This is a genomic window from Pseudomonas sp. BB438, from assembly GCF_057180225.1.
The window spans coordinates 2,631,878-2,646,513 of sequence record NZ_CM170001.1 but is presented as its reverse complement, the minus strand read 5'-3'; the positions used below and the strand labels follow the sequence as shown (position 1 = coordinate 2,646,513).

Sequence of the window (14,636 nt, the reverse complement as noted above, 5' to 3'; positions counted from 1 at the left end):
ACGGTTAGGGACGACCGCCGCCGACAATCAGCACCTGGCCGGAGACGTAGTTCGACTCCGGGATGCAGAACAGGTACACGCCACCGGCGGCTTCTTCCGGGGTACCGGCGCGGCCCATGGGGATCAGTGCGGCGGCGTTCTTCGCCATCTGCTCGCTGATGCCAACCTTCAGCTCGCGGCCGCCGACGTTGATGGTGGCGCCCTCGCCGGCTGCGGCGGAGGTCAGGCGGGTCTCGATCAGGCCGAAGGCGACGCTGTTGACGCACACCTTGTAGCGGCCCCACTCCTTGGCCAGGGCTTTGGTCAAGCCGTTGATCGCGGACTTGGCAGCCGAGTAGTTGGCCTGGCCGGGGTTGCCCATCACGCCGGAGACGGAGGAGATGTTGACCACCTTGCGGAACACCTCGCGGCCTTCCTCGGCTTCCTTCTTGGCGGCTTCGCGGAAGTGCCCGGAGGCGGCGCGCAGGATGCGGAACGGCGCAGACACGTGGACTTCCATGATGTCGTCCCACTGCTGGTCGGTCATCTTCTGGATCACGTTGTCCCAGGTGTAGCCGGCGTTGTTGACGATGATGTCGAGGCCGCCGAAGGACTCCAGCGCGGTCTTCACGAAGCGCTCGCCGAAGTCCTTGTCGGTCACGCTGCCGACGCAGGCGACGGCGCGGCCGCCTTCGGCGACGATCTGCGCGACCACTTCCTCGGCCGGTGCCGCGTCGAGGTCGTTGACCACCACGGCGGCGCCGTCGCGGTGCAGCTTCAGGGCGATTTCACGACCGATGCCACGGCCGGAACCGGAAACGATGGCGACCTGGCCTGCGAGTTTGTTGTTCATTGTTGTTCTCCTGTTTCAGGCGTCCAGGGCCACGACGGCTTCACCGGACAGTTTAATTTCACCCGCCTGGTTGCGGGTGGTGATTTCCAGTCGCAGGGTGCCGGCGGCCTCGTCCTTCTCCAGCACGCGGCCGGAACAGGTGATGGCGTCGCCCAGCTGGGTGATCGCGGCGAAGCGCACCGAGTAGCTGCGCAGACGCTCCTGCGGCGCCCAGTTGGTCAGCAGCCGGCCGAGGTAGGCCATGGACAGCATTCCGTGGGCGAACACGTCGGGCATGCCGGCCTTCTTCGCGAAGTCGATGTCGACGTGGATCGGGTTGTGGTCCCCCGAGGCGCCGCAGTACAGCGCCAGGGTCGTGCGGTTTACCGGGTCGGTGGTGAAGCTCGGCAGTTCGTCGCCGACGGCGATTGCATTCAGGTTCACGTTCGGCTCCTTATCCGTTGCGTACGACGAGGCTGTTGCGCAGTTCCGCCACCAGCTCGCCAGCGGCGTTGCTGACGCGGGTCTCGCGCACCACGAACTCCAGGGCGCCGCCCTTCTTGTCGTAGATGTCGACGATCTTCGTCTCGAAGCTCAGGCGCTCGCCGGCGTAGGCCATGCGGTGGTAGGTGAAGCCCTGCTCGGCATGCAGGATGCGGCCGAGGTCGATGTTCAGGCGCTTGAGCACCGAACCCGAGCCGCCGGCTTCCATGTCCAGGCAGAAGAGGAAGGTCGGCGGCACCGGCAAGCCGGGGTAGCCGGCATCACGGGCGGCGGTCTCGTCGCTGTAGCGCGGGTCGGCCTGGCCGGTGGCCTTGGCGAAGAAGCGCAGGCGCCCCGCCTCGACCAGTTGCGTGTGGCTGGAGACCACCGCGCCGATATGGCTCTTGTCGATCATGCTCGCGGCTCCCGGATCACTGGCGCTGGAACAGGGTGACGACGCAGGCGCCGCCCAGGCCCAGGTTGTGCTGCAGGGCGAAGCGCGCGTCTTCTACTTGAGTGGCGCCAGCACTGCCGCGCAGTTGGCGGGTCAGCTCGAAGCACTGGGCCAGGCCGGTAGCGCCCAACGGGTGGCCCTTGGAGAGCAGGCCGCCGGAGGGGTTGGTGACGATGCGACCGCCGTAGGTGTTGTCGCCGTCGAGGATGAATTTCTCGGCGGTGCCTTCCGGGGTCAGCATCAGGCCTTCGTAGGTGATCAGCTCGTTGGCGGTGAAGCAGTCGTGCAGCTCCACGACCTGGATGTCCTGCGGGCCGACGCCGGCCTTCTCGTACACGATGTTGGCGGCGTTGCGGGTCATGTCGTAACCGACGACCTTGCGCATGTCGCCTTCGTCGAAGGTGCTGTTGCGGTCGGTGGTCATGGCCTGGGCGGCGATCACCACGTCGGTGCGCAGGCCGTGCTTCCTGGCGAAGGCCTCGGAGCAAATGATGGCGGCGGCCGCGCCGCAGGTCGGCGGGCAGCACTGCAGGCGGGTCAGCGGGTCGAAGATCATCGGCGAAGCCATCACTTCATCCACGCTGACCACGTTGCGGAACACCGCCAGCGGGTTGCGCGCGGCATGCTGGCTGGCCTTGACGCGGATGCGGGCGAAGGTCTCGCGGCTGATGCCGTATTCCTTCATGTAGGCGCGCCCGGCACCGCCGAAGAATTGCGCGGCGCGCGGAGCGGCTTCGTCGAAGCCTTGCACCTGGGTCATGGTCTTGGCGAAGCGGTCCATCGGGCCGGTGCGGTCGGTGTAGGCGCCTTTCAGTGCGCCGGGCACCATCTGCTCGAAGCCCAGGGCGATGGCGCAGTCCACCGCGCCGCTTTCCACGGCCTGGCGCGCCAGGAACAGCGCGGTGGAGCCGGTGGCGCAGTTGTTGTTGACGTTGACCACCGGGATGCCAGTCAGGCCCACACCGTACACCGCGGCCTGGCCGCAGGTGGAATCGCCGTAGACGTAGCCGACGTAGGCCTGCTGCACCAGCGCATAGTCGATGCCGGCATCGGCCAGGGCGGCCTTGGCCGCGTTGGCGCCCATGATGTGGTACTCGTCGCTCTGACCCGGCTTGGTGAAGGGGATCATGCCGACGCCGGCCACCACTACTTTATTGCTCATGTCGTTCTCCTTGGGGATGGGCGTGTCGCGCACCGTCAGTTGACGGCGCGGTTCTGGTCTTTCCAGTAGGGGGCGCGCAGGTCGCGCTTGAGCACCTTGCCGGCGGCCGAGAGCGGCAGCGCGGCAACGAACTCGACGGATTTCGGGCACTTGTAGCCGGCGATGTGCTGGGCGCAGTGGGCGCGGATGTCGTCGGCGCAGACGTCGCTGCCGGCGTGCAGCACCACCACCGCATGCACCGCCTCGCCCCAGCGTTCGTGGGGGACGCCGATCACCGCGCAGCTCTGCACGGCCGGGTGGCGGGCCACCACGTTCTCGACTTCGGCGGAGTACACGTTCTCGCCGCCGGTCACGATCATGTCCTTGAGGCGATCGACGATGAACAGGAAGCCGCGCTCGTCCATATAGGCGCCGTCGCCGGTGTGCAGCCAGCCGTTGCGCAGGGCCTTGGCGGTTTCCTCCGGGCGGTTCCAGTAGCCGAGCATGAGGTTGGGGCCGCAGACGATGATCTCGCCCACGGTGCCGCGCGGCACTTCATTGCCCCGCTCATCGACAATCTTCACCAGGCCGCCGTAGCCGCCGCGCCCGGCGCTGCGCACCAGGCCGCTGGCGATGCCCACGGCCTCGTGAGTCCAGGCCGGGCTGACCGAGATCACCGGCGAGGATTCGGTCATTCCGTAGGCCTGCATGAAGGCGACGCCGGGGAACTTGGCCAGCGCCTGCTCCAGCACGGGCAGCGAGATCGGCGAGGCGCCATAGGCCATGCGCTTGAGGCTGGAGAGGTCGTGACGCTCGAAGTCCGGGTGGTTGATCACCGCCTGCAGCATGGTCGGCACCAGCAGCATCTCGCTGATACGTTCGCGCTCGATGGTCTGCAGCACTTCCAGGGCGTCGAACATCGGGATGAATACGTTGACACCACCGCTGATGACCTGGCTGATGCAGCGCGCCATGGCAGCGGTATGGAACATCGGCGCGGCATGCAGGGTGCGCGACTGCTCTTCGATCGGATACTCGGCCATGCGCGCCACGGCGGAGGACCAGAGGTTCAGATGCGACTGCATCACGCCCTTGGGCAGGCCGGTGGTACCGCCGGTGTACATGATCGAAGCGAGGTCGTTGCCGCCGCGCAGGGCATCGGCGACGGCCTCGTGGCCCGCGATCAGCCCCTCGAAGGAATGCATGCCCTCGGGCGCCGCGCCGTCGCCGACATGGACCAGCACAGGGGCGTGTTTCGCGCCGGCGCGGATGCCTTCGGCCAGGTGCAGGAAGTGGTCGTCGATCAGCAGGATTTCGGTCTGGCAGTCGTCCAGCGAGTAGACGATCTCCGGCACGCTCCAGCGGATGTTCACCGGGTTGAGCACGCCGCCGCCCCACCAGGTGGCCAGCATGTATTCCAGGTAGCGGTCCGAGTTCAGGGCAAGCATGCCGACCCGGTCGCCGTTGCGCATGCCCAGCGATTGCAGGGCCGCGGCCAGGCGCGCGACGCGCTCGCCCTGCTCGCGGAAGGTCCGCGTGCGGCCGCGGAAGATGGTCGCGACGTGGTCCGGGTCCTGCTGCAGCATGCGTTGCAGGCCTTGGGTCAGGTACATGGCAGGTCTCCAATCGATGTTGTTCTTGTGAGTCCGATACTAGGGAGCCCCGTGGGGCGCGGCGTCGGTCGAAGGGATGAAGCTGCGGTGGTTTGGCGGATGGTTCGAAGGGACTAGAGGGGCGCTCTGTCGGCCAGGGTGGTGTGCCAGCTCTTCATCGCCCCTCTCCCTAACCCTCTCCCTGAAGGGAGAGGGTTAGGGAGAGGGTTAGGGAGAGGGAACCGCGCCAAACGCTGCACCAAGGCAAAACCCCTGAAAAAAAGGGCCAGGCGCCCGAAGCCGCCCGGCCCTCCCCCCGTACAACCCGATATCAGCTGTGCTGCAGCTCGCCCAGCGAGGCCGCGCGGCCCGGTTGGGCGTCGTTGCGCTCGGCCAGCAGCAGGTCGGCGCACTTCTCGCCGATCATGATGGTTGGCGCGTTGGTGTTGCCGCCCACCTGCAGCGGAATCACCGAGGCATCTGCCACGCGCAGGCCCTGGACACCGCGCACACGCAGCTGCGGGTCGACCACCGACTGCTCGTCGCCGCCCATCCGGCAGCTGCCCACCGGGTGGTAAACGTTGTCGCAGTGCTCGCGGATCATCTGCTTCACCGCATCGTCATCACTGCCGTCGAACTTCAGGTGGCCATGGAACAGCGGTTTGCCGCCGAAGCGCGTGAGCACAGGCTGTTCCAGTATCTGGTGGACGATCTTCACACCCTTGAGCATGGTCGCCATGTCGCGCTCATCCTGCAGCAGGTTCAGCTCGATCTGCGGGGCGTCGCGCATGTCGGCGCTGGCCAGGCGGATCTGCCCGCGGCTGTGCGGGCGCAGCACGCAGACGTGCACAGAGTAGCCGCTGCCGTAGTGGAAGGTGCGTCCGTGGTTGTCGCCGGAGGACATCACGAAGTGCAGCTGGATATCCGGATCGGCCAGCGCCGGGTCGGTCTTGAGGAAGGCCCCGGCCTCGGTGAAGGTACGGGTGAACAGGCCACCGCGCTCGCGCTTGTACTTGCGCCACTGCCACAGGTAGCTGAGCGCCCCGCGCACGGTCACGCCGAACAGGTCAGTGCTGAAGATGCGCTTGTGCAGGATCAGGTCCGGATGCTCCTGCAGGTTCTGCCCTACCTCAGGCGCGTCGTGCAACGGAGCGATACCCAGCTGCCGCAGGTGTGCCGCCGGGCCGATGCCAGACACCATCAGCAGCTGCGGTGAGACCAGGCTGCCAGCGCAGACGATCACTTCCCGCGAGGCTTGCAGCGCCACTTCCTGGCCGTCGCGCTCCACCAGCACGCTGGTCGCCCGCTTGCCCTGGAACAGGATGCGCAAGGCACGGGTGCCGGTGAGCACCTGCAGGTTTGAACGCCCTCCATTGTTCGCCGGGTCGCTGGCGTTGCCACGGTGCAGGTAGGCACGCGCGGAGTTCCAGCGCTCACCGTTGAACTGGGTGACCTGGAAGTAGCCGGCGCCTTCCTGCTGCGGCCCGTTGAAATCGTGGTTGTAGGCGTGTCCGGCGCTGGCCGCCGCTTCGATGAAATGGCGCGCCCAGGAGCACGGCGAGCGCGGGTCGGTGACATGCAGCGGGCCGCTGCCGCCGTGCAGCGCATCGTCCTTGCCGGCAACGCGCTCGTTGTTCTCGGCGCGCTTGAAGTACGGCAGCACGTCCTGCCATCCCCAGCCTTGGCAGCCGCGAGCAGCCCAGCCGTCGTAGTCCGACGGCGTGCCACGCAGGTACAGCATGCCATTGATCGAGGAGCTGCCGCCCAGCCCACGACCGCGCGGCAGGTAGCTGGCACGCCCGGCCAGGCTGGGTTGCGCAGTACTTTCGTAGGCATAGTTGTAGTCGCCCTTGCGCGGGATGGTCAGCACCAGGCCCACCGGCACCGTGACCTTGCCATGATGGTCATGGCCACCGGTTTCCAGCAGCGCCACACTGCAGCCGGCCTCGGCCAACCGCCCGGCCACGGCGCATCCGGCCGAGCCAGCGCCTACCACTATGTATTCGTACAAGCGTTCCATCGGTTCACCTTTCTTGTTGTTGTGCGTTTGCCGCTGCGGAGGCGGGTTCAGATGACACCGGCCTGCTGCAGGTCGGCGATGCGTGCGTCGCTCAGCCCCCAGTCGCGCAGCACCGCTTCGCTCTGCGGCTCACTCGACGCCTGCGTCGGCCTGGCGGCCGGGGTGCGGCTGAAACGCGGTGCCGGCGCCGGCTGCAGGACGCCGTCGAGTTCGAGGTAGGTGCCGCGTTCGCGGTTATGCGGGTGCTGTGCGGCTTCGGCCCAGTCCAGCACCGGGGCGAAACAGGCGTCGCTGCCTTCAAGCAGCTCGCACCACTGGGCGCGGCTGCGCTGCAGGAACAGCGCGGTGAGCTTGGCCTTGAGCTGCGGCCATTGGCGCGGGTCCATCTGCTGCTGGAACTGCGGGTCTTCGATGCCGCAGCGTTGAAGCAACTCGGCGTAGAACTGCGGCTCGATGGCGCCCAGGGCGATGAAACGGCCATCGGCGCAGGCGTAGGTGTCGTAGAAGTGCGCGCCGCCATCGAGCAGGTTGGCGCCGCGCTCGTCACTCAGGCGGCCGCCCGCCCGGAAGCCGTACATCATCGCCGAGAGCAACGCGGTGCCATCGGTCATGGCCGCGTCGACGACTTGCCCCTTGCCGGAGCGCTGCGCTTCCAGCAGCGCGCAGAGCAGGCCGAAACCCAGCAGCATGCCGCCGCCACCGAAATCACCGATGTAGTTGTGCGGCACCACCGGCTTCTCGCCGGGCCGACCGATCGCATGCAGCGCGCCGACCAGGGCGATGTAGTTGATGTCGTGACCGGCGGCCTGGGCCAGCGGGCCGCTCTGGCCCCAGCCGGTCATGCGGCCGTAGACCAGTTTCGGATTACGCTGCAGGCATTGCTCCGGGCCCAGGCCCAGGCGTTCCATCACGCCGGGGCGGTAGCCCTCGATCAGCGCGTCGGCGCCCTCCAGCAGCTGCAGCAGGGTTTCCACCCCTTCGCTCTGGCGCAGGTCCAGGGCGATGGCGCGACGGCTGCGGCCGAGCACGTCGAAGCGCGCCCGCTCGCCCAGCGCCTGTCCGGGACGCTGCACGCGGATCACTTCGGCGCCCATGTCGGCCAGCAACATGGCGCAGAATGGCGCCGGCCCCAGGCCGACCATCTCGATTACCTTCAATCCCGTCAGCGGGCCCGCCATCGCATCGCTCCTGTCTGGCTGTGCAAGCGCCGGGATACCCGGCGGTTTCCCAGCGTAACGACGGGCCGGCGTCCAACAATGGATCGAACGGACGAAACGCCGGCTAGTTCGTTTCGGGGCTCTGGCGTGCCTCAAACTGCCGAGTAGTTCGAATGGACGACTGCGGTCCCGTCGCCGACCGTGGCAAGATGCCGCGACATAGAAAAACAAATGAGCCGGCGGCGCGCCCAGCGCAGCCATACGACCGGCCTGCGGAGTTGCCATGTCTGCCGAGTTTTCCGCCACCCCTCCCGCCGCTTCCGCCGGGTCCGCCGCGCCGCTGCGCGTCCTGTCTAGCAAGTTCGCCACGCCGTCGGCTTCCTCCAGCCACCTGCCCCGCCAGCACCTGCTGGACCAGATGGACCAGTCCAGCGCGCGACTGATCCTGATCCGCGCGGCCGCCGGCTTCGGCAAGACGACCCTGCTGCAGCAGTACCGCGAACGCTGCCTGGGCCAGGATCGCCAGGTGCTCTGGCTCAACCTGGATGCAGCGGACAACGACCTGCAGCGCTTCGTCGCCCACCTTGCCAACGGCCTGTGCCAACTCGATGCCACGCCGGTTATCGAGTCGCAGGGCCTGTCACAGCAGATGCAGACCCTGCTGGAAGAACTCTCCGACCGTACCGGACCCTTTGCCCTGCTGCTGGACGAGTTCGAAACGATCCACAACCCGGCAGTGCTAAACTTCGTCCAGCAACTGATCGACGTCCTGCCGCCCTGCGGTGTCTTGGTGCTGGCCTCGCGCTCGACCCCGGACATTGGCCTGGGCCGTATTCGCGCCCGTGGCCAGTTGCTGGAGTTCAACCCGGGCGCACTGCGCTTCTCCCTAGAGGAAGCCACCCGCTTCATCCGCGACAAGCGCGAGCTGCCGTTGCGCGACGCCGAGATCGCCACGCTCTACCGCTGCACCGAGGGCTGGATCACCGCCATTTACCTGGCGAGCCTGTCGCTGCAGGGGCGCAACGACCACGCGGCTTTCGTTTCCAGTTTCTCTGGCAGCAACCTGGAACTGGCCGAATACCTGACCGAGGACATCCTCGCGCGGCAAAGCGAGGCCTGCCGGCAGTTTCTCCTGCTCACCAGCGTGCTCGACCAGCTCAGCGTGCCGCTGTGCAACGCCGTCACTGGCGGGCAGGACGGCCAGGACATGCTCGCCTACCTGGAGCGCGCCAACCTGTTCCTGTTCCCGCTGGACAGCGAACACCAGTGGTTCCGCTACCACAGCCTGTTCGCCAGCTACCTGCGCGATGCCCTGCAGCGTTCCTACCCTGGCCGTGCCGCCCAGCTGCACCAGTTGGCGGCGCAGTGGTACCTGGCCGAGCAGCGCCCGGTGCCGGCCATCGACCACCTGCTGCAGGCCGGCGCACGCGACGAGGCGGCCCGGCACTTGACCCGACATGTCGGCGAGTTCATGGACGTCGGGCGCTCGCGCCTGCTTTTGCGCTGGCTGGACCAGATTCCGCAGCAGACCCTGCAGCGCTATCCGAACCTCTGCCTGGGCTACTCCTGGACCCTCGCCCTGCACCGTCGCTACAACGACGCCCTGGCCAGCATCGCGCTGCTGCGTGGCGCCACGGAGGACGGCGAGCAGCCGGCGGCGCTGGAGGCGGAAACCATCCGCTGCCTGCTGTTCGCCCTCACCGACCAGGTGGAAGCCTGCTGCGAGGCCGGCCTTGCGCATATTCAGCGGATTCCCGACGACGAGCAGTTCCAGTACGGCGTGATCGCCAACAGTCTGGGCTACAGCCTGGTCTCCACCGGCCGCTACGAAGAGGCGCGGCGCCTGCTGTCGCGGGCCATCCTGCGCTGTTCGCAGAGTCGTACCCAGTCCATGGGCAGCGTCGCCAGTTGCCTGGAGGGCGTGCTGGACATGATCCAGGGACGCCTGGGCAATGCCGTGGCGCGCCTGCAGGCGGCCTTCCCGTCGCAGGCCTTCGGCGGTGCGGAGAAGATTCTCGCCGGGCGGCCATCGCTTGAGATCACCCTGTCCATCGCGCTGTTCGAGACCGATGCGCTGGACGAGGTGGAGCAACTGCTGGGCGAAGTGCTGCCCCACGCCAAGGAAAGCAGCCCGCCGGATTCGCTGATTTCCTGCCATGTGCTGCTGGCCCGCGTCGCCCTGCTCAAGGGCGACCGCGATACCTGGTTGCGCCTGCTGGCTGACCTGGAACAGATCGGCCAGCAGTCCGGCTCAGCGCGGGTGATCTGCTCGGCCTGGCTGGAGCGCGCCCGCGCGGCGACCCTGGAGAATCGCCTGGATTCGGCCCGCCAGTCCCTGCGCTATGCCGAGCTGCATGGCGACTGGGAGCGGCCTGGCATCCTGCTGCACGGCAATGATGTCGATACACCGAGCATCGCTCGCTTCCGCCTGCGCATCGCCCTGGGCGACTGCGAGGACACCGAGCGCGAACTGCGTGACGCGATGGCCGAGGCGCAGGCCCGCCAGCACCATCGCCGCGAACTCAAGCTGCGCCTGCTGCATGCCCTGGCGCTGAACGCCCTGGAGCGCACCGAGGAATCCTTCGAAGCGCTCAGCGAGGCGCTGCGCTTCGCCAGCCACGAAGGCTTCATGCGCACCTTCCTCGATGAAGGCCCGCGCCTGGGCAGCCTGCTGCAACGCTGGGCCGTGCTGCATCAGGCGCAGTCGCGAGCGCTGGGGATCGAACCCCGGTTCCTCACCACGCTGCTGCAGCGCTTCGTCGGCCACGGCGAGGCGCCAAGCAACGGCCAGGTTGCCGGCGCAGCCGGCGAAGGCCTGACCACCCGTGAAATCCAGGTGATTCGCCTGCTGGCAGCCGGACACCGGAACAAGGTGATCGCCGAGAAGATGTTCCTTTCCGAGTTCACCGTGAAATCCCACCTGCGCAACATCAACGCCAAGCTCGGCGCCCAAGGGCGGACCGAAGCCGTGGCGATCGCCCGGGCGCGCGGCCTGCTCGACTGAAGCAGGCACGCGGGCTCGGCTCAGCCCAGCAGACCCAAGGACTTGGCGCGGACAATGGCCTGGGTGCGCCGGCGCACGCCCAGCTTGACGTTGATCTTCTTGGCGTGGGTCTTCACGGTGTTCAGCGAGATGAACAGGCTGTTGCCGATCTCCTGGTTCGACAGGCCCTCTGCGAGCAGGCGCAGTACGGCGACCTCCCGCGCCGTGAGGCCGTGGGCGCTGTCCTCGATCTCGCCGCTGGACGTTGGCAGCAGGCTGGGCAGGCGGTCCGGGGCGATCTCGACCCGTAGGCTGTGCGAGGCATGCTCGGTCTCGCTCGCCAGCGCCTGGTAACCCAGGCCCTGGCATTCGTCACGCAACTGCAGCAGGCGCTCTTTAGCGGTATCGATCCGACCGCAGCCGGCCTCGGCCAGCGCCAGCAGGTAACGCACACGCTGCGGCAGCGACGGTGTATGCAGAGGCGCGACTCGTTCCGGCCGCTGTTCGAGTTCGGCAACCAGTACGCTGGCCTCGTGATGCAGGCGCAGCCATTGCCCCTGGCGCGCCAGCAGGCGCAGCTTGAGACTTTCCAGCGGCAGCCGGTAGCAGTCAGGCTGCACCTTCCAGCAATGCATGCGGCGCTCGGCTTCCTCGCAGAAACGCTGGGCCGCCGGGGCGTCGGCGCTGCGCGAGGCGGCTTCTGCGCGTCCCAGCAGGCCATGCAGGATGTACGGGTCGGCGCACGACCGCGCCAGGCGCAGCCCGCGCTCCAGCGAGGTCGTGGCCGCCATCGTGTCGCCCTGCAGGAGCAGCAGTTCGCCATCAAGGAAGGCCAGGCGCCCACGCAGCAATTCATGCCCTTCACCGCTGGCCGGCAGCCGCTCGCGGCAGGCATCCAGCAGGCTGCGGGCCTGCTCGCGCTCGCCGGCCAGCAGGCACAGGCGCACACGGTCACAGTCGATCAGCACTTCGCTGGCCAGGCAGCCCTGCCGCCGCGCCAGCTCCAGCGCGGCCTGGAGAGTTCGGCGGGCTTGCGGCAGCTCGCCGGTGGCCATGTCCAGGCGCGCCAGGGTGGTCAGGCACAGCAGGGTCGAGCGCCAGTCACGCGGCTCCAGGTCGCAGAGCGCGGCGTTGCAGTAGTCGCGGGCCTGCTCCAGGCGACCGTGCATGCCGTCCAGCGCACCATGCAGGGCCAGCCAGTTGGCCAGCAGGCGACGATTGCGCGGAGCCTGGGGCTGCGGCAGGAAGTTGCCCAGGCGCTCGATGCAGCGGTGCGCTTCGTCCAGACGCCAGCTGAACAGCAGCGCGCGGGCGCTCAGGCTGATCAGCCGTGGCGTGCTTTCCAGCAGAGTCGCCGGCAGCCGCTCGCGCCACTCCAGCAGCAGCCTCAGGTGGCGACCGCTGAACAGCCAGTCCATGTCCAGGCGATCCATGTAGCCGGCGGCAACCTCAGGCTGGCCAGCTTCCAGCGCCATCTCGATGGCCTCGTCCAACCAGCCGGCCTGGCTCAGCACGCCACAGGCGCGCAGGCGCAGACGGATCAACGCCGGGCCTTGCAGATGGCACTGCAGCGCCTTGGCCACCAGCGGCGGCAGGCGGAAACAGCTGGCCTCGGCGTCCAGCGCGAGGAAAAAGCCCTGGCCCTGCTGCAGGCGATCGAAGAGGACGCCGCCCTGCTCTTCCCACAGGCTCGCGCAGATGTCCCGGTTGAAGCGTGGCAGGTAGGCGAGACCGCAGAGCATTGCGCCGGTCTCGGCATCGAGCCGCCCCAGCAGCTCCTGGGACAGGTAGGTGCGCAGCCAGGACGCGACTTCGCCCGGCGCATGCACGCCATCGCGCGCACTGAGTACCAGCCGCGCGCCCGCACACCAGCCCTGGGTGGCCACCCATAGGCGCTCACGGCAGTCGGCGTCGTAACCCTGCGCCAGCGCCAGGGCATCACACTCCTCGCGATTGAACGCCAGGCGCGCGGCGCCCAGTTCGCAGAGGCGCTCATCCAGCAACAGGCGCGAGAGGTTCCAGGCCGGCCGCTGGCGGCAACTGACCAGCAGGTACAGCGGCGCGTCCCCCAGGCCGAGCAGGCGCTGCAGCCAGGCATCCAGTTCGGGGTCGGCGGCCTGCGGGTAGTCGTCCAGCACCAGCCACAGCGGTTGCCGGCGCGACTGCAAGGCCAGTTGCACGCTCTCCGGGTCGCTGTCGAGCAGGCCGAGCTGGCGAGCTACCTGTGCGCTAGCCACGTTCAATGCCAGGGGTTGCCCGGCGAAATCCAGCCAGGCGCGCGCGCAGCTCGCTGGCAGGCGCTCCAGCAGCGCGCGGGCGAGCGCACTCTTGCCATAGCCGGCCGGAGCACACAGCAGGTTCAGGCGCCGGGGCGACTCCAGCAGGGCGTGCAGCAGATGCTCGCGGGGCAGTTGCAGGGCAACCGGCGAACCGGCGGCAATGGCAGGGAAACTGGACATGGCGACACCCGTTATCGTTGTAGTTCGTGCTGCGTCGGGGTGTCAGAAGATCATTGCGGGACGAGGCGGGACAATCGGTCGTTCGGACTAGCCGCAGGACTAGCCCTCACCCGGCGCCGCCACGCAGGTCGCGGCGCCGGGCTGTTTCAGGAGCAATGGATCAGCGGATACCGGCGTTGCGCAGGGCCGCAGGGGTGAAGTCGTTCATCGCTGCGCTGACGCCGAACTGCGCGCCCTTGCGAGCTTCGTTGACCAGTCCCATGGCGATGTAGCGCCCGGCGATCAGGTCGTTCAGCGACTGCACGGCGTACACAGAGATGCCCTGCTCGTAGTCGTTCACCTGGAAGCCCTCGCCGACGCGCCAGAGCTGGCCGCGGCCGTCGTACTGGTCGGTGGCGACGATGGCCCAGGTGTCCTCGTCGACGTACATCCGGCGGGTGCCGTAGATGTGCCGCTCACCCGGCTTCAGCGTGGCTTCCACCACCCACACGCGGTGCAACTCGTAGCGTGCGTGCTCCGGGTTGATGTGCCCGGCCTTGAGGATGTCGTCGTACTTGAGCTGGGTGGACCACAGGCGGTAGTTGTTGTACGGGACGTACATTTCCTTCTTGCCGACCAGCTTCCACTGGTAGCGGTCCGGCGCGCCGTTGTACATGTCCAGGTCATCCGCGGTGCGCAGGCCGTCGGCAGCGGTACCCGGACCGTCGTAGGCCACCTGCGGGGCGCGCCGCACGCGGCGCTGGCCGGCGTTGTAGATCCACGCCAGGCGCGGTTCCTTGACCTGGTCGATGGTCTCGTGGACCAGCAGCACGTTGCCCGCCAGGCGCGACGGCGCGGTCACCTGCTGCTTGTAGTAGAACAGCACGTTCTCGCTCTGCTTGCTGTCGGCGCCGCCGGTCAGCGTCTGCGGGTAGGCGATGTCCTCGACCATGCTCACGGTGTTGTATGAGCCGTTGGTCTGCGGCGTGGCCTGCACGGTCTCGCGGTGCTGGTTGCTGCCGCGGTAGCGAGTCATGTGGTTCCAGATCACCTGCACGCCGTTCTGCGGAATCGGGAAGGCGTAGTAGTGCGAGCTGAAATTGGCCAGGCCGTTGCCGTCGTTGGCTTCCTGGGTGGTCACCGCGCTCTGCTTCACCGCGTCGTATACCGCCTGCGGGCTCGAAGCGGTACGGCGGGTGATGAAGACCGGCATCTTGTAGCTGTCCGGGTAGCGCTTGAACATCGCCAGCTGGCCGGCGGTGAGCTTGTCCTTGTACTGCTCGGCGTTGGCCGCGGTGATCACGAACAGTGGCTTGTCGGTGGGGAACGGATCGGCGAGGAAACCGTTCTCCACCTTCGCCGCGCCGGGCTTGAGGCCACCGGTCCAGGCCGGGATGCTGCCGTCGGCATTGCCTTCCTTCTGCGCGCCCATGGGCGTCAGCGCGCTGCCCAGTTTGTCCGCTTCCTGCGCGGAGACCGCGGCTTGCACCGAACAGGCCAGGAGGCTGATGCCGAGAATGGCGCCCTTGATCATTGTCTTTGCTTGCATGTGCTCAC

The 14,636-nt window shown here is 67.7% G+C and carries 10 protein-coding genes; 1 reads left to right on the top strand and 9 read right to left on the bottom strand.

Annotated features, from left to right (window positions below):
• Window positions 1-4: 4 nt before the first annotated feature.
• The 7 genes from AC1ZV1_RS12315 to AC1ZV1_RS12285 all read right to left on the bottom strand — a co-directional run bounded on the left by AC1ZV1_RS12315 (window position 5) and on the right by AC1ZV1_RS12285 (window position 7,679).
• On the bottom strand, window positions 5-832 hold the full coding sequence (locus AC1ZV1_RS12315; RefSeq protein ID WP_484296959.1) for an SDR family NAD(P)-dependent oxidoreductase: 828 nt from the start codon (window positions 830-832) through the stop codon (window positions 5-7).
• Window positions 833-847: 15 nt separating this feature from the next.
• Window positions 848-1,255 (bottom strand): MaoC family dehydratase, encoded by a 408-nt coding sequence (locus AC1ZV1_RS12310; RefSeq protein WP_484296958.1) that lies wholly within the window; start codon window positions 1,253-1,255, stop codon window positions 848-850.
• 10 nt (window positions 1,256-1,265) lie between these two features.
• Window positions 1,266-1,709: a MaoC family dehydratase N-terminal domain-containing protein gene (locus tag AC1ZV1_RS12305; protein WP_484296957.1), complete on the bottom strand. Its 444-nt coding sequence runs from the start codon at window positions 1,707-1,709 to the stop codon at window positions 1,266-1,268.
• A 16-nt stretch (window positions 1,710-1,725) separates the two neighbouring features.
• Entirely contained in the window at window positions 1,726-2,910 is a 1,185-nt protein-coding gene (locus AC1ZV1_RS12300) for a lipid-transfer protein (RefSeq protein WP_484296956.1), read from the bottom strand.
• A gap of 35 nt (window positions 2,911-2,945) precedes the next feature.
• Window positions 2,946-4,502, bottom strand: coding sequence for an acyl-CoA synthetase (locus AC1ZV1_RS12295; protein WP_484296955.1), 1,557 nt, complete (start codon window positions 4,500-4,502; stop codon window positions 2,946-2,948).
• 310 nt (window positions 4,503-4,812) lie between these two features.
• A complete protein-coding gene (locus AC1ZV1_RS12290; RefSeq protein WP_484296954.1) occupies window positions 4,813-6,501 on the bottom strand; it encodes a GMC family oxidoreductase in 1,689 nt (562 codons plus the stop codon).
• Between the two features lie 47 nt (window positions 6,502-6,548).
• Window positions 6,549-7,679, bottom strand: coding sequence for a CaiB/BaiF CoA transferase family protein (locus AC1ZV1_RS12285; RefSeq protein ID WP_484296953.1), 1,131 nt, complete (start codon window positions 7,677-7,679; stop codon window positions 6,549-6,551).
• A gap of 262 nt (window positions 7,680-7,941) precedes the next feature.
• Between AC1ZV1_RS12285 and AC1ZV1_RS12280 the strand changes: the two genes are divergently transcribed.
• Complete coding sequence (locus AC1ZV1_RS12280) at window positions 7,942-10,662, top strand: winged helix-turn-helix domain-containing protein (protein WP_484296952.1); 2,721 nt, start codon at window positions 7,942-7,944, stop codon at window positions 10,660-10,662.
• Between the two features lie 20 nt (window positions 10,663-10,682).
• On the opposite strand, the gene AC1ZV1_RS12275 is transcribed toward AC1ZV1_RS12280, so the two are convergent.
• Window positions 10,683-13,100: a helix-turn-helix transcriptional regulator gene (locus tag AC1ZV1_RS12275; protein ID WP_484296951.1), complete on the bottom strand. Its 2,418-nt coding sequence runs from the start codon at window positions 13,098-13,100 to the stop codon at window positions 10,683-10,685.
• Between the two features lie 160 nt (window positions 13,101-13,260).
• Complete coding sequence (locus AC1ZV1_RS12270; RefSeq protein WP_484296950.1) at window positions 13,261-14,628, bottom strand: DUF1329 domain-containing protein; 1,368 nt, start codon at window positions 14,626-14,628, stop codon at window positions 13,261-13,263.
• Window positions 14,629-14,636 lie beyond the last annotated feature (8 nt).